Source organism: Paracnuella aquatica, assembly GCF_003332885.2.
GTDB classification, from domain to species: domain Bacteria; phylum Bacteroidota; class Bacteroidia; order Chitinophagales; family Chitinophagaceae; genus Flavisolibacter; species Flavisolibacter aquaticus.
Genome location: NZ_QOWJ01000018.1, coordinates 44,547 through 59,220, shown reverse-complemented (window position 1 = coordinate 59,220; position 14,674 = coordinate 44,547). Strand labels below are relative to the sequence as shown.

Annotated in this window: 14 protein-coding genes; 9 read left to right on the top strand and 5 right to left on the bottom strand. The window is 48.5% G+C overall.

The genetic code is table 11. The features are described from left to right. Window positions 1-236: 236 nt before the first annotated feature. Together DRJ53_RS19260 and DRJ53_RS19255 are read left to right on the top strand one after the other, a co-directional pair. On the top strand, window positions 237-464 hold the full coding sequence (locus DRJ53_RS19260) for a hypothetical protein (protein ID WP_123893705.1): 228 nt from the start codon (window positions 237-239) through the stop codon (window positions 462-464). A 56-nt stretch (window positions 465-520) separates the two neighbouring features. Continuing rightward, the gene (locus DRJ53_RS19255) at window positions 521-958 is read left to right on the top strand and encodes a hypothetical protein (protein ID WP_206609841.1); all 438 of its coding nucleotides are present in this window, start codon (window positions 521-523) and stop codon (window positions 956-958) included. 85 nt (window positions 959-1,043) lie between these two features. Here the strand turns inward: DRJ53_RS19255 and DRJ53_RS19250 are convergent, their stop codons facing one another. Further along, window positions 1,044-1,499 carry a GNAT family N-acetyltransferase gene (locus DRJ53_RS19250; RefSeq protein ID WP_114237299.1) on the bottom strand — a complete coding sequence of 152 codons (456 nt, stop codon included), beginning with the start codon at window positions 1,497-1,499 and terminating at the stop codon, window positions 1,044-1,046. A gap of 273 nt (window positions 1,500-1,772) precedes the next feature. Here DRJ53_RS19250 and DRJ53_RS19245 point away from each other — a divergent pair, with 273 nt between their 5' ends. Continuing rightward, entirely contained in the window at window positions 1,773-2,267 is a 495-nt protein-coding gene (locus DRJ53_RS19245) for a hypothetical protein (protein WP_123893703.1), read from the top strand. An 80-nt stretch (window positions 2,268-2,347) separates the two neighbouring features. Here the strand turns inward: DRJ53_RS19245 and DRJ53_RS19240 are convergent, their stop codons facing one another. Beyond that, window positions 2,348-2,770 carry a hypothetical protein gene (locus DRJ53_RS19240; protein WP_114237297.1) on the bottom strand — a complete coding sequence of 141 codons (423 nt, stop codon included), beginning with the start codon at window positions 2,768-2,770 and terminating at the stop codon, window positions 2,348-2,350. Between the two features lie 497 nt (window positions 2,771-3,267). Between DRJ53_RS19240 and DRJ53_RS19235 the strand changes: the two genes are divergently transcribed. Together DRJ53_RS19235 and DRJ53_RS19230 are read left to right on the top strand one after the other, a co-directional pair. Next, a complete protein-coding gene (locus DRJ53_RS19235) occupies window positions 3,268-4,371 on the top strand; it encodes a fatty acid desaturase family protein (protein ID WP_206609840.1) in 1,104 nt (367 codons plus the stop codon). Between the two features lie 14 nt (window positions 4,372-4,385). Continuing rightward, window positions 4,386-5,795, top strand: coding sequence for a membrane dipeptidase (locus DRJ53_RS19230; protein ID WP_114237296.1), 1,410 nt, complete (start codon window positions 4,386-4,388; stop codon window positions 5,793-5,795). A gap of 72 nt (window positions 5,796-5,867) precedes the next feature. Here DRJ53_RS19230 and DRJ53_RS19225 read toward each other — a convergent pair whose 3' ends face one another. Then, window positions 5,868-7,436, bottom strand: a complete 1,569-nt coding sequence (locus DRJ53_RS19225) for an ArnT family glycosyltransferase (RefSeq protein ID WP_114237295.1) — start codon at window positions 7,434-7,436, stop codon at window positions 5,868-5,870. A 331-nt stretch (window positions 7,437-7,767) separates the two neighbouring features. On the opposite strand from DRJ53_RS19225, the gene DRJ53_RS19220 reads away from it, so the two are divergent. Beyond that, window positions 7,768-10,083 carry an ATP-dependent helicase gene (locus DRJ53_RS19220; RefSeq protein ID WP_114237294.1) on the top strand — a complete coding sequence of 772 codons (2,316 nt, stop codon included), beginning with the start codon at window positions 7,768-7,770 and terminating at the stop codon, window positions 10,081-10,083. A gap of 108 nt (window positions 10,084-10,191) precedes the next feature. Here DRJ53_RS19220 and DRJ53_RS19215 read toward each other — a convergent pair whose 3' ends face one another. Both DRJ53_RS19215 and DRJ53_RS19210 read right to left on the bottom strand, forming a co-directional pair. Further along, the gene (locus tag DRJ53_RS19215) at window positions 10,192-11,739 is read right to left on the bottom strand and encodes a hypothetical protein (RefSeq protein ID WP_114237293.1); all 1,548 of its coding nucleotides are present in this window, start codon (window positions 11,737-11,739) and stop codon (window positions 10,192-10,194) included. Between the two features lie 394 nt (window positions 11,740-12,133). Next, the gene (locus DRJ53_RS19210) at window positions 12,134-12,538 is read right to left on the bottom strand and encodes a hypothetical protein (protein ID WP_114237292.1); all 405 of its coding nucleotides are present in this window, start codon (window positions 12,536-12,538) and stop codon (window positions 12,134-12,136) included. A gap of 4 nt (window positions 12,539-12,542) precedes the next feature. On the opposite strand from DRJ53_RS19210, the gene DRJ53_RS19205 reads away from it, so the two are divergent. The 3 genes from DRJ53_RS19205 (at window position 12,543) to DRJ53_RS19195 (ending at window position 14,601) form a co-directional block, all read left to right on the top strand. Continuing rightward, window positions 12,543-13,040, top strand: a complete 498-nt coding sequence (locus DRJ53_RS19205; RefSeq protein WP_114237291.1) for a hypothetical protein — start codon at window positions 12,543-12,545, stop codon at window positions 13,038-13,040. 72 nt (window positions 13,041-13,112) lie between these two features. After that, window positions 13,113-13,910: a hypothetical protein gene (locus DRJ53_RS19200; protein WP_123893701.1), complete on the top strand. Its 798-nt coding sequence runs from the start codon at window positions 13,113-13,115 to the stop codon at window positions 13,908-13,910. Window positions 13,911-14,004: 94 nt separating this feature from the next. Then, complete coding sequence (locus DRJ53_RS19195) at window positions 14,005-14,601, top strand: NifU family protein (protein ID WP_114237289.1); 597 nt, start codon at window positions 14,005-14,007, stop codon at window positions 14,599-14,601. The last annotated feature ends 73 nt before the right edge of the window (window positions 14,602-14,674 follow it).

The following is a 14,674-nucleotide window of genomic DNA, read 5'->3' as shown; positions in this document are numbered from 1 at the left end:
GTTGGGATCACAAATTTCCCAACCGGTGCTGGTACGGGATTTTTATCCTAATTATTACGGATGTAACAATTGGGACGACTGTAACATGATGCTTCCAAATATTTTTTATAGTTTCATGCAACAAACAGCTGCTGATTTCTGTCCTAGTTAGTACCGTTCGCCCTCCGATTCCTGTGCAAATTCCCAGCGTTTAATCCAGCCCTCCTCCCTGAAGTACCGCCTAAAAACACCACGCCATGAACGCTTTGATGAATTTTGCCGGGTTGATGCTGTATTACGCATTTATGTTGTTCCTGCTGCCCATGTACGCAGTGCTCATCCTGTTATTTGCCTGTCACCAACTGGTGGTATTCATTAACCAAGTTGTGGGATATTTAGGAAAACTCGCAGCGCACTTTCATTTGGTGCGGCGCCACATGCCTGCACGCCGCCTGGGCCGGCGCCTGGCAACAGTGCATGCCTGATGTACAGCGCTTGTGGTTTGGTTTTTGAGCCGTTGGGTTATATAAATTCCTACAGAATGGCTCATTTTTTCTACAATGTGATCAACCGCAGGGTGCTGGCAATGCTGGTGCTCCTCTTCGCGGTAACAATGGCTTCGTGCAACCGTAAAATCGCTTTCAACACATCGACCGTAGTGCCCGCTGCGGAGGGTTTTGTAAAAATCAAAAAAGATAAAAACAATAACCACGCTATTGATGTATCGGTAAAAAACCTGGCAGAACCGAGACGGCTGCCGGTGCCGCAAAACGTGTACGTGGTGTGGATTGAAAGCCGGGACGGCATTAAAAAGCTGGGACAGCTCAAAACCAGCAGCGGCTTGTTTTCCAGCACACTGCGGGCTCAATTGGAAACAGTATCTGCTTACAAGCCCACAAGGCTGTTTGTTACTGCCGAAGGCACCGCTGAAACCAATTATCCCGGCGCACAAGTAGTGCTCACCACCGATGGCTTCTAAATCATATTTTCTACAAAAAGGCCAGGCATTGAATACATGCCTGGCCTTTTTGTAATATGCAGCGCCGATGCTTGTTTGGTGGCGCCTATATGTGCAACGATGTGGGCCGTTCCATACACAATATTGGATAAGGCTTGCCCAGGCTGTCCGTTTCGGTTCGGTCGATAACGGTAAAGCCCATGTGCCGGTAAAAGCCAACTGCCTGTTCGTTTTGCTCGTTTACATCTACTTTGGTTTTACCCAACTCGTTAACGGCATAGCGCAACAGGTTTTTGCCTACACCCTTGCCCCTGGCCTGCGGATGAATGAACAGCATTTCAATTTTATCTGCCGATGTGCCCAGAAACCCTTCAATTGCACCCCCACTATTTTTACTGCAATACAGTTCTACGGCGTACAGGTATTCGTTGCGGATCTTTGGTTTAAGCCACAAAATATCTTTGGGTTGTAAAAAATGGTGCGTTGCCCGCACCGATGCTTCCCACAATTGGGTAAGCACATCAAAGTCTTCTTCGGTCGGCCGCACAATATTTTGCGTCATGGTTATTTTTTGACTTGCAAAATAGCAATGGCTGCTGCATGAATAAATAGATTCAGGAATTGTGTCGGGGATCAATATACAGGCGGTTGTAAATGGCGCTGCCGGTTTTTCAAATAATATTTTGGTGCTCGTTGCATGGCAACAACATCAATTTTCAGCGCTTCATTTTGCAGCCAACACTCCTAAAATACCATTCTTAAATGCATACGGCAGCTGAAACAGTGCAGTTGCATGGCTGCCGTAATATTGTATAGTTTAGAACAAACAACTGCTATGAAAAGGTTCGTCCTGCTCCTGTGTATACTGGCGGCGATATTGCCAAATACATTTGCCGCAACAATGCCTGCAAACCCACACACTGCTGCATTTAACCCTACTGATACAAAACCGGCAAAACAAAAGCCCGATCCCGGTGCGGCTTATTTGCAAAAGCATCCAAAACTGCAGCAGGTTTTGCTGCAGTGGACACAAAAAAAGTGGGTGCAAAAATGGATGGCCAAAGCCGATAAAAAACAACGTACCAAAGACGTTATGGGAACCGTTGCCCTTGTTTCGGGCATCCTGTTGGTGGTGTCGCTTTTTACTGTGCCGACAGCGGCTTTGCTGCTGGTGCCTGCTGCTTTGGTTGCCGGTATCATTGGCATTTCCAAAAACCCCAATCGCAGGTCGTACTGGTTTGCATTGACCGGGTTGATTCTGGGCGGGTTGTACGTGGTGCTGTTGCTGGTATTGCTGGCCGCCGCACTTGCATGGAGTTATGGTTGGTAAAAAATAGTGTTGGCACACAAACAAAGGCTGCCCCCAACAAGGGCAGCCTTTGTTTATGCAGCATCGAATGTAAAAAAGCATCATGCTTTTTCCCAGGCGGTTTCTGCAGTGGCTTTTACTTGGATGGTGCCGTTAGAGGATAGCACCACATTTTTCAACGTGTAATAGCCGGGCGACAAACTGTCCGGCACTTTTAGTCCTTCCACCAGCACCTGTGCAGGGATGATGCCGCCATCGCCGCAGGTTACGGTTTGCTGCACCTTGATGGTGCGCATGGGGCAGAAATACAGCACAATTCCTTCGGGCTCTTTATCGAGCCGCACCGGCGAGAGGGATGCCAGCACCGTTTCGCCATGGGTCAATTTTTCTTCGCGCATTTTTTGTTGCAGCACATGGGGTTGCGAGTAAGCGGTGGTGGTTACCTGACGTTCGGTTTGCGGACTGTTGGCGCGGGGCCAGGCACCAAACAATTTTCGAAGCAGCGAGGTGTTTTCTTCTTTCATCGTTCATAGTTTTTGTACGTGAACAATAGGCGATAGCGGAGTGGTTCATGCATACGCTTTTGTTGCGGAAATGCCGGGCCTTGCTGCCCCTTTAAAGTTGAGAACCTGTTGCCGTTGCTGACGATGCCGTTGGTAGAAGCCGGTTAGCCGAAGAAATAACTGCGTGCCGTGGGTGTGGTACAATGCCCGTTGTAAAAGCTTAAACAAGGAACACTGGCTTTCGTTTTTTACAACAATAAGTTAAGCAAAGTTTCGCAGGAGCAAAAGCCCCTGCGGTAAATTTTATTTGTGGTTGTTTGGCTTGCTTCATTTTTATGCTTTGGTAAAAGCATGCAAATGATTTTAGTCCAATACAGCAAAGCGCCAGGCTTGCAAAAGCCGCTAAACAATGTTATTTTAATACGTACAGCCCGTGCATCATATAACAGCAGCGCCCCACCTGTACTGCTGCACGCACTGCCTGTATGGCCATCGCTGACGCTTTAAACCACCGCCATATGCACCTGCAAGCCACCACCGCGCTGCCCCGGTTTATGGGCAGCCCAACCGACGCAAAACTTTTTGCCGAATTAAGAAAAAAAGTACAGCAGGTGCTTTCGGCTGCACCACCCCACCGGCAGCGGTGGGCTCGTGCCAAAGCTTTTGTATTGCCGCTGCTGTACCTGGGTTTTTATGCCCTGGGTTTGGTGGCTGAAACCTATACTGTTTTCCTGACGGCATACACTTGTCTTGGGCTGCTGCTGGTGATCATTTTTGTAAACCTGATACACGAGGCCTGCCACGAAAATTTGTTTCGTTCCAAACGGTTGAACCGGCGGTACCTGCTGGTGTTCGACCTTATTGGCGCCAACAGTTACATGTGGAAACGGCGGCATGTGCGGCTGCACCACAATTACACCAACGTGCAGGGCTGGGATAGTGATATTGAAAAATGCCGGTTTTTAAAAGTACATCCCGGCGACCATAAAAAGTGGGGCATCCGTTATCAGCACCTGCTCATTTTTTTGTACCCGCTTTTTATTACCAACTGGTTTCTGATCCGCGATTTCAAGGACTTTTACAACGCCGGTACTATTGTACGTAAACTGGGTGCACCGCCGCTTGTTGAACACTTCAAACTTTTTTTCTTCAAGCTTTTCTTCGTGTTTTATTTATTCGTGGTGCCGCTGTGGCTTACACCTTTCAATTGGCAGCAAATTGCCGCCGCTTTTTTACTCATGCTTTTTGTTGCGGGTTTGTTTGCCCTGCTGGTGCTAATACCGCCACATGTAAATACCAGCAATCTATTTCCGGAAACCGACAGCAACCTGGAGCTGCAACAAAGCTGGTTCATGCATCAAATGCTCACCACCAACGATGTGGTGGGCGATAATTGGTTTTCACGGCATGTACTGGGTAACTACAACTATCACATCGCACACCATTTATTTCCCAACATCAGCTATGTATATGCAAAGGAAGTGACCGCCGAGATCCAAAGTTTTTGTGCCGCAAAAGGAATTCCATACCGGTCGTATCCGTTGATGTACACGTTTGTGCAACACTACCGCCTTATTCGCCGCAATGGCAAAGCGCTGGAATTATTGGAGGATGACCTATAACCAATATAACGCTTATGGACAATCGATTTTGTTATGCCGATGTGCATTGCCATCCCAACCTGAAAACATTCGGGCACAGTTTCGATAAGCAGCGCTCCTCCCGCAGTTGTATGTGGCAGCCAGTGCCGCCTTCATTATACCGGCGCATGGTGCAGCGCTATACGGGCATCACCAAATTTTCGCAAACCGATTTCAGTACTATGGCCCATGCCGGGGCCCGCGTGGCTTTGGTTTCCTTATATCCGTTTGAAAAAGGTTTTTTTACACATAAAAAAATATGGCCGCCGCTGGCGGCTTACCTCGCCGATTGGGGTATTGAAATCGGATATCAACGCGTTAGGTACCTGCAACAGCATAACAACTATTTTACCGACCTGTTGGCCGAATATGAATTTGTGCAACGAAGCGTTCGGGAAAAGGCCGTGCATGGAACAGGCCACCGCTGGCAGCTTACCGGCAACTGGGCTGATGTGGCCGGAGCACTGCAACAACCCAACACCATTGCAGTGGTGCTGACCATTGAAGGGGCACATGTATTTAATTCGGGGTTGCAGGAGTACGGAGTGCCCATTTCGGAGCCCGAAATTTTAGCCAACATTGCCGTTGTAAAAAAGTGGGCGCATGTGCCCTTGTTCATTGGGTTGGCGCACAACTTCAACAACGATCTGTGCGGGCATGCCCGAAGCCTGCAGCGGTTGGGCAAGCTGGTGGACCAGCAGTTGAACCTGGATAAGGGCATCAGTCCAATTGGGCAAAAAGTGATTCACGCCCTGCTGGATACTGGTAATGGCCGGCCGATTTACATTGACCTGAAACATATGAGCCTTGCTGCCCGGCTGGAATATTATGCACTGCTGCAACAACATTATGCCGGCAGGCCCATTCCGCTGGTGGCCAGCCATGCATCGGTTACCGGCCGGCAATTGGATGGCGAAAAAAAGGCAAATGGCGGAGCGGATATTTTCAATGAATCTGACCTTAATTTTTTCGACGAAGAAATAGTGCTGATTGCACAATCGGATGGGTTGATTGGCCTGCAAATGGACCTGGCCGTGCATACCGACCGGCAAAAAATAAAACAATACTGGCAACAACAGCCACATGCCACTGCCATTCAAAAATCGGCACAAATTATTTGGAACCAATTGCAGCATGTGGCCGCCACCTGCGACCGAATGGGTCTGCCCGGGTGGGATTGCTGCGCAGTGGGTTCCGATTTTGATGGCAGCATTTATCCGTTGCCCGGTGTGCTTACTGCTGCAGGCCTGGAGCCGCTTGCAAAAGCACTGGTGCCTCTTGCCGATAAATTTCTCAAACGCCGCCATTTGCATTTGGCTGTAAACCAGCAGGTCGATGCCGAAGAAGTGATTGATCGTTTTATGTACGGAAATACCATCCGGTTTTTACAGGCGTTTTATCACTAAGCCTGTATTGTCTGTGCGAAGGTTTTGAAGTAAAAGCGTTTGTTTAAACAAACGCATTACTTCAACTTCCCTTTATTGCTTTTGCCCCAAACAAAAAATCACGAAATCACCAGTCTGTTCCACCAGTTTGTATTGCTCGTTCAGGTGCTGGTCAAAGTCTGGCATTTCGGTTTGTATGTGTTGGTAATGATTGGCGGCAATGCCCAGCCATTGTGCGCCCTGGCCCACCAAGCTATCCAGTTGGCGGATGCATACAGTGCCATCGGGGAAAAAGCCCGGCGGCATATGGTTGGTAGTGGGCGGAAAAACCCAGCCCTTTGCCTTGCTGTGCCACACGCCGGTGGGGCTGCCCATATCGTGGGTTACGGTCAGCACCAGGTCGTTGGGTTGGGTATGCTGTTGCATGCCCTGCCCCATTTTATAATTCACGGTATTGCTTTCCGAATCATAGAGTTTTGGCAATAGTAAAAAATTGCTGCCGCCAATGGCCAGCACCAGCGCCGCCAACACGGCTCGCTGCGCCTGTTTGCCGGGTGCCCAACTGGCCAATGCTACAATGCCGCGGGCTGCAAAAGCAACAATACACGGCGTAAAAATGTGGAAGTTCCAGGGGTTCCAATACAGTTCTTCGGTGCCGATGATGTAGAAAAATGCCAGCCCTGCGCCGTACGGGAAAAACATCCAGACGGGGCTCAGGAAATTGCTTTCCTGCGCAGGCCGTTCAATGCCCTTTTTACCCTTAAGCGCCACCAGTGCTCCTGCAATGCCCAATGCAAAAACGAGCACACCCCAGAACTGGGGCGCAAAGCGGCCAAACAGCGAACCAAGGTGAAATTTCTTGCGCAGCATGTCTGCAAGGCCAAGGTCCCACAACCAGTTTTGGGCACCTGCAAAATGATAGGGCGGATAAGAAACCGACAGGTGGCGGGCCCACAAATAATACGAAGCCACCGGCACAATCATCAAAAGGGTCAATCCAAAAAACCGCAACAGTTGCTGCGCACTAAGCTTGCCATTTTGGTACAAATAAGCCACTACCAGGTAAGCCATGGGCAACAGCATGAGCATGCCGGTTATTTTGGTTAAAAAACCAAACGTGCCGGTAATGAGCGCCCACACCAAATATTTAGACTTGTTGGTGTGCAGGTGGGCTGCCAGCAGCCAGGTGCTGGTAATGACCAGCGATACCATGGCGGGATCGGGCAGAAAGGAGCGATCCATAAACACAGCAAATGGCGTAAAGGCCATTACAGCCGCAGCGGTCAATGCGTGTTTGCGATCCCAAACAATACGCACCAATTGGTGCAATGCAAAAATGCCCCACACGCCAAATACCACCGCCACGCTGCGGCCGATCCAGTCGTGCTGGCCAAAAATTTTGTACAGCAAAGCGCTGATGTAGGTGATGGTTTGAAACTCGCGGCCTTGGTAGCTGGGGCCGGGGCCACTCCAGTTTACCTGCGGAAAAAAGATATTCCAGTCGGTGGTAAAAAAGTTTTCCGCCATCATAGCCGTGCTGGCCTGGCGCCATGCAAAATCATCGTTGAATGGCTGCTCGATGTGGAGCAACCGTAGTATCAGCCCTATCAATAAAATACTGGGCAGTAACCATGTCTGCCGGTTCACATTGGTGTTCGTCATAGCGTCGGGATCGTTAATGGATGGGCTTAAAGATATTGGCTGCCCGTACAGCAGGCAAGCGGCGCATTATATTTATATATAAACAATTTGTATAAAAAATTAATAGGAGTGTATTTGTATGATGATTACCTGCACTTTGTTTTTTGTGCTATGTGCACGCAGTATTTCTTAAGGTGCTGATTTCACGCAGTATTTCTTAAGGTGCTGATTTAATGTAATGTTCAACAGGTAACGGTTCCAGATTTTGTCCCTGCATTCATTTTACCCTTTCATTTAATTTTTCCACTACATATTTTAGCAATGCCTGCCCCGCTCCGTACCTTTGCCCACTATGCAAGACTACCTGAAGGGACTGAACGATAACCAACGCCAGGCGGTAACCACCACCGAAGGGCCATTGATGATTGTAGCCGGCGCAGGCTCCGGCAAAACCAAAGTGCTCACCACCCGCATTGCCCACCTGATGGCCAATGGCGTGGATGCATTCAACATACTGGCGCTAACATTTACCAATAAAGCCGCTGCCGAAATGAAGGAGCGGATTGGCCATATACTGGGCACCGGCGAAGCCCGCAACCTGTACATCGGTACGTTTCACTCGGTGTTTGCCCGCATACTGCGCGGCGAAGCGCACCGCCTGGGCTATCCCAACTCGTTTACCATTTACGATACCGACGATGCCAAAAGCGTGATCAAAACGGTGGTGCAGGAGCTGAACCTCGACGTGCAGCACTATAAACCCAACGCCTGCTACAACCGGATTTCCAGCGCAAAAAACGCATTGGTGGGGCCGGCCGAGTACGCCAACGATTACCACATTCAGCAGGAAGACATGCGGGCCAACCGCCCCATGATGGGCCAGATCTATATGGCCTATGCCAAGCGTTGTTTTAAAAACGGCGCCATGGATTTTGATGACCTGCTGATTAAAATGTACGAGCTGCTGAAAAGCTTTCCGGAGGCGCTGCACAAGTACCAACACAAGTTTAAATACATCCTCATCGACGAGTACCAGGATACCAACCCGGCGCAGTACGAGATCATCAAACTGCTGGGTGCGGCGCATGAAAATGTTTGCGTGGTAGGCGATGATGCGCAAAGTATTTATTCGTTTCGCGGCGCTACCATCCAAAACATTTTACAGTTTCAAAACGACTATGACGATGTAAAGGTGATCAAGCTGGAACAGAACTATCGCTCCACGCCCAACATCCTGAACGTAGCCAACGAGATCATTAAAAACAACAAAGGACAGATCCCTAAAACGCTGTTTACCGACCAGCCTAGCGGCGATAACATCAAGCTGGTGCGCACCCAAAGCGATAACGACGAAGGCAAGTTTGTGTCGGACTCCATCATGGAGCAAAAGCTGCGCAACCACTACACCAATAAGGAATTTGCCATCCTGTACCGCACCAATGCGCAAAGCCGTTCGTTTGAAGAAAGCCTGCGCCGTGCCAATATTCCGTACACCATCTTTGGCGGCATTTCGTTTTACCAGCGCAAAGAGATCAAGGACTACATCGCTTACCTGCGCCTGATTGTAAACCCACAGGATGAAGAAGCGCTCAAGCGCATCATCAATTATCCTGTTCGAGGCATTGGCAAAACCACTATAGATAAAGCCATATTATACGCCAACGACCAAAGCATTTCGATGTGGCAAGTGCTGGAAAGTGCGGCCTATCATGGCTTTAAAGCGGGCACGCTGCAAGCGATTGATGAATTTGTAACGATGATCAAATCGTTTCACAGCATGCTGGGCAACAAGAATGCATACGACATTGCATTTCATGTGGGCAAGCAAACAGGTTTTGTAAAAGAACTGTTCAACGATAAAAGCACCGAAGGCGTACAGCGTTATGAAAACGTGCAGGAGTTGCTCAACTCCATCAAAGAGTTTATTGAAACGCCATCGAACGAAGAAAGCGGTGAAGTAGGCGATAAAAGCCTGAGTGCTTACCTGCAACAAATTACACTGCTAACGGATTCGGACCAGAAAGATCCGAATGCGGATACGGTGAAACTAATGACCATTCACGCGGCCAAAGGTTTGGAATACCCGGTGGTATATGTAGGTGGTTTGGAAGAAGGCCTCTTCCCCAGCGGCATGAGCATCAATACGCGGGAAGAACTTGAAGAAGAACGGCGGCTTTTTTATGTGGCCATTACAAGGGCCAAAAAGAAACTGTTTCTAACGTATGCGAACACACGATATAAGTTTGGTTCGCTAACGCAAAATGAACCCAGCCGGTTTATCGACGAAATGCCGCAGGACCTGCTGGACCGTTCGTATGCCGGTGGTGGATTGAAAAACCAGTCTTCGGGATGGGGCTCAGGCAGTGCATTTGACCGCATGCGCAAAACAGCACCCGAACCTAAAACCGAACGCACATTTGTATCGGCAGTGGCAGCCGGTGCAGTAAAAGGAAAAGAAGTAACGCATACGCCATCGGCCAATTTTGTGCCGTCCGACCCTGCACAATTGCAGGAAGGAATGCGGGTGGAGCACCAGAAGTTTGGCTTTGGCGCGGTAGTGAAACTCGAAGGCTCGGCACATAACCCTGTAGCCACCATTAAGTTTGATCAAAATGGCGAGAAAAAGATCATGCTTAATTATGCTAAGCTGATGATCGTAAATGCATAAAAAAATTCGATCAAAATCATACACAACAAAGCGCCCCATTGGAGGCGCTTTGTTGTTTTTATAAAGTGTTTTTTAAAAGAGAAAGTAGGTGCTTTTGAATACAACTTCTTACTGGTATTCAAAAGTTGTTTTGGTAGTGTAAGCATGCTTGCTCACGCCGCCTTTAAAAGAGCGGTAGTGGTGAATCACTTCTGTTGGATAGCCGTCTGCATCGTACTTGTATTCCGACTTGTATGGTGTTGCATCGGGGTAGCCGGCGTGAAAATATTTATACTCATTTACTACGTTGTTCTGGTTCATGTTCGATAAGTACAAATCGGGCAGGTTGAGGAATCGATATGGGTTGATGCCATCGTCGTAATCGCTCATGCCGTTCTCTTCCTGGAAGTTGGTGCGGGTAATGTTATAATCCTGCACATTGCCCAATCGGAAATTCCTGTTGTGAAAGATCTGGTAGTGATAACCGGGCTTGGTGTAGGTGTAAGTAATGCCCATGCCCGTAGCTGGTGTGCCCAGGTAAGTAACTGCTCCGGTTACCCGTTCAGCGCCCTGCTGGTGGTCGATGCCGGTAACGCGGTTGGCTGCATCGTAGCTGAATGAGGTGGCCCATGTTTGTACTCCTTTTTCATCAAAACGCTTAACACTGGCCACGTTGCTGCCGCTATAAGCAAGGCGTTCGGTAATGCCTCTTAAAATGCTGCCGTCCTGCTGCCGAAATGCATATTGCACTTCGGTAAGCTTGCTGCCATTGCCGTACAGGTACACCTTTTTGTGGTCGGGCACATATTGGTTGTTCACCATTTTAAGCGTGGTTTCCGATTTCAACAGTTTGGCGCTTTTTTCGGTGCTGAATGTGTAAATGGTATCCAGTTCCAAATCGGCAGCGGTCAGGGATAATTCACTCCTGGTGCCCCATTTGGTTACTGTAAGTGTAAAGCGGGTAGCGGCTTTCAGCAACTTGATGTCGTTAATGCCGGCTTTGAGGCTGGCGTAAGTGGTGGTTTGTGCGCCATTCGAAGTGTAGGTTGTAATAGCTACTGATCCGGTAGTGTTTTCATATACCACATCGCCTACTTTAATCTGTACCCTTGCTTTGATGGTGGCATAAGGGTCGGTGTTCGATTGGTTGTGATCAAAAGCACCTGCGGGATAACCAAACTGCGCCGGCTTTTCACCTTCGGCTACTTTTAATACTTCAACCGGTACAACAGTTGTTTCAGTTTGTTTTACGCCAAACGAAATAGCCAATGGATGTTGCACACCTTGCGCTTTTGCCGACCCGGCCATGGGTGCCGCAAAGCGGGTGTAAGTGTTGCCGTGTTCCAGGCGAAACGAAGTGAGCTTGTACTGGCCCACGGGCAGCGTAAGGTTTTGCGTAATTACCTGCTCGCCAATTTCAATAGTCAGTTGTTTGTCGGTAAGCACTGCTTCTCCTTTTTCGTTTACTACAGTTACAATCGCATGCAGGCTGCTGGGGTGGTAAGGCTGGCCGGTTAAATTGATTTGTGCAGCAAAACGAAACAGCGCCGTTGCCGGGGCCGGTGTGTCGCCTTTGCCGGGAACGGGCTTTGGCAGGTCTTCTACTTTGGAGCAGGATGCAAAGAGCAGGACAAAGGTGAATAGGGCTACAGTTAGTTTTGAAAAAATGAGCTTCATGGTTTGCTTGTTTAAATGGTTTTGGTTGATGATTTATAAGTAGTACCCTATGCGGTGGAAAAAGGGTTGGGTAGGTTAGTGGCCATTATGGAAACTTTAACAAATGGAGCCAATAGGCTTTTTTCGTTAGCGCTTTTTTATAGGGCCAAACCTATTGCAGCAACTGAATAAACCGGACGAAGTAGTGACCAAACGGATGATGCAAGCCGCGAAGCGTTGTTTTTTATTTCCGAAGTGAATTGCTTAAAGCTGGCAGAATGGAGCGGCTGGAAGCGCAATAGTATAATGTAGCTAGCGGGATTTAGGAAACAGTTGCAATGATCAATGCAAGGTGTACCACTCGCCATCACCTTAAATGTTTGGTTACCGAAGCAGCAGCCACAGTTCAGAACTGTTAAAAAAAATACATCGGTGATTTAAACCTCAGCAAAAGGCCGACGTCTACAATTACAAATAACCCAAACACGAAAACCATGAAAACATCACAAACATCCGTATTGCTATTTGCTTCTTTGTTGGTTGCGTCTTCTTCTTTTGCACAACATGGCATTGGTCTTACCCGCTCAACGAACGCTGCGCTTAATGCTTCTGTAAGAGCTTCTGCAGCGCAGGCTGCAAGCCGTTCTGCATTAAATGCCAGTACAAGGGCTTCTGTCCAGTCTGCTGCTCGTTTGCGTGCTACCAGCAATGCTGCTACACAAAGAGCAGCCGACGTAAGATCGGCGGCCGCACAAACTGCAACAACAACTGTATCTGCTGCCGCCAATACTGCATCTGCAGCCAGGGCTGATGCAAACAACGCCGTGAAAGCTGAAAAGCGTGTGCAGGCGCAGGCATCGTTGCATGCTTCTGAATCGGCAAAGGTGCATGCCAATGAACACTCTGCGGTGCTGCAGAATAATACAACTGTTGGTACTAATGTGGGTGTGTCGGTTGATGCTGCACAAACAGTGGAAGCTGCCGCAAAAGAAGGTACAGAAGTTAGACAGGAAGCAAATGCGCATGGCAAAGCCACTGCCGATGCCGCTAGACAGTTAAAAACAGCAACCACGAATGAAGCGGAAGCGCAGGCTGATAACGCTGCACAGGCTGGTGCCGCTGCTGCAACAGAATTCCGTGCTAAGTCGAAAGGGGCAGTGCATGCTTCGGAGCAGGCTGTAGAGCACGCCAATGAACGTGCTGCTGTTGTTGACGTACAAACCACATCTGCCGCTAACGGAAGTGTACAAACAGATAAAAAAGCGGCAAAGGTTTCCGGTAAAACTTCCGCATCCTCCAAGGCTAAAGTTGGTAAGCATTAATACACTTCAATCCCCCCAGATAACGCATCCCATTCCACAAAAGAATGGGATGCGTTTTTAAAAGCTGTAACCATGAAAACATGCATTTTTTTATGCTGCTCCCTGTTGTTGGTCCAAATGGGTTTTGCGCAGCAGGATAGTGCCGGCAACAATAAGCTTCAATTCAAAATCGGAGTCAACTACAATAGCAGCTTGCATTATTTTGGCCGAACCGATAGCTTGTCGAGCACCGGGTTTTATCCCATGGCCGAACTGTGGCTTGGCGATAGCTGGTATGTAAATGCCGCTCCTATTTTTGTGCGCAACCCGGTGGTAGGCACCGAATATGCCGGAACGGTAGCTACCCTAGGTTTTTTAAAAGCCACGGAGCATACCGTTGCGCATCTATATGCGTTGAAGCCATTTTATACAACAGAAAGCAGCCTCGTACAATCGGCTTTGCAAGGGCAGGCGGGTGCTTCGGTTACGGTGTTGTCCAGTTTGGCCAACATAACCGTTGGTGGCGATGCCAAGTTCAGCGACCGAATCGATTTTGGCGCACAAGCAAGCCTCGATCATCTTATTAGAAAAGAGGCTGGTGCCAGCGTTTTTATCATCGACCCAACCATTACTGTAAACGCCGGTACGCAGCATTTTCTAACTACATACCGCCAGAAGAAAGGCTTCATTTTGCCTAGAGAGGAAGTGGTAACAAAACAAAAAACCGCCTTCCGCCTGTTGGCTTATGAGTTGTCGGTTCCGGTTATTTATAACCGCGGGCAAATTCAGTTGCTGGCAACACCAGCCTATGTCGTACCCCAAAACATCCAGGCAGGTGAATACGGTAAGCCGCTGGCTTACATTAGTTTAGGCGCCAAGTTTACTTTTTGAACAGGTTTTAACAACCCCGCGCTGATTCTTCCCGATTTCGAAACTTTATGATGGCGTAATTGTTGCTAAATTTGTAGTCTTAAAAGTTAAGAGTATGATCAAGACTGGAAACCCCGTTATCAGCATATATACCGAAATGACGCCCAACCCGGAAACAATGAAATTTGTGGCCAACAAGCTGCTGTATCCTGGTAAAAGCATCGATTTCCCGGATGTGGAAAGTGCCCGTCCTTCGCCGCTGGCAACCGAGCTGTTTGGTTTTCCGTTTATCCGCGCCGTATTCATTGCCTCCAATTTTGTAACCCTTACCAAAACCCCTGAAACACTTTGGGATGATGTGATTCCATCCATCCGCCAGTTTTTAAAGGAGTATTTGGAAGAAGGAAAAGGCGTGATCAATGAAGACGAGCTGGCACAGGTAAAACAAGAAAGCTCCAACGAAGTGGCGGCCGATGATGATGACGTGGTAAAACGCGTTAAAGAATTACTGGAAAACTATGTAAAGCCTGCAGTGGAAATGGACGGCGGTGCCATCCAGTTCAAAAGCTACCGCGAAGGTGTGGTCAACCTGATGTTGCAGGGAAGCTGCTCCGGTTGCCCATCAAGCATGATCACTTTAAAAGCCGGTATTGAAGGCATGATGAAGCGCATGATCCCTGAAGTAAAAGAAGTGGTAGCCGAGGCAGAGTAAAGAACTGAGATTAATTTGATTTCAATCGATTTTATAGGAAAGGCTTCGCCGAAAGGCGGAGCTTTTTTTATGG

Coding starts and splice junctions, on each gene's coding strand:
- DRJ53_RS19260 (WP_123893705.1), top strand. CDS start 237: ATGAACGCTTTGATGAATTTTGCCGGGTTGATGCTGTATTACGCATTT.
- DRJ53_RS19255 (WP_206609841.1), top strand. CDS start 521: ATGGCTCATTTTTTCTACAATGTGATCAACCGCAGGGTGCTGGCAATG.
- DRJ53_RS19250 (WP_114237299.1), bottom strand. CDS start 1,499: ATGACGCAAAATATTGTGCGGCCGACCGAAGAAGACTTTGATGTGCTT.
- DRJ53_RS19245 (WP_123893703.1), top strand. CDS start 1,773: ATGAAAAGGTTCGTCCTGCTCCTGTGTATACTGGCGGCGATATTGCCA.
- DRJ53_RS19240 (WP_114237297.1), bottom strand. CDS start 2,770: ATGAAAGAAGAAAACACCTCGCTGCTTCGAAAATTGTTTGGTGCCTGG.
- DRJ53_RS19235 (WP_206609840.1), top strand. CDS start 3,268: ATGCACCTGCAAGCCACCACCGCGCTGCCCCGGTTTATGGGCAGCCCA.
- DRJ53_RS19230 (WP_114237296.1), top strand. CDS start 4,386: ATGGACAATCGATTTTGTTATGCCGATGTGCATTGCCATCCCAACCTG.
- DRJ53_RS19225 (WP_114237295.1), bottom strand. CDS start 7,436: ATGACGAACACCAATGTGAACCGGCAGACATGGTTACTGCCCAGTATT.
- DRJ53_RS19220 (WP_114237294.1), top strand. CDS start 7,768: ATGCAAGACTACCTGAAGGGACTGAACGATAACCAACGCCAGGCGGTA.
- DRJ53_RS19215 (WP_114237293.1), bottom strand. CDS start 11,739: ATGAAGCTCATTTTTTCAAAACTAACTGTAGCCCTATTCACCTTTGTC.
- DRJ53_RS19200 (WP_123893701.1), top strand. CDS start 13,113: ATGAAAACATGCATTTTTTTATGCTGCTCCCTGTTGTTGGTCCAAATG.
- DRJ53_RS19195 (WP_114237289.1), top strand. CDS start 14,005: ATGATCAAGACTGGAAACCCCGTTATCAGCATATATACCGAAATGACG.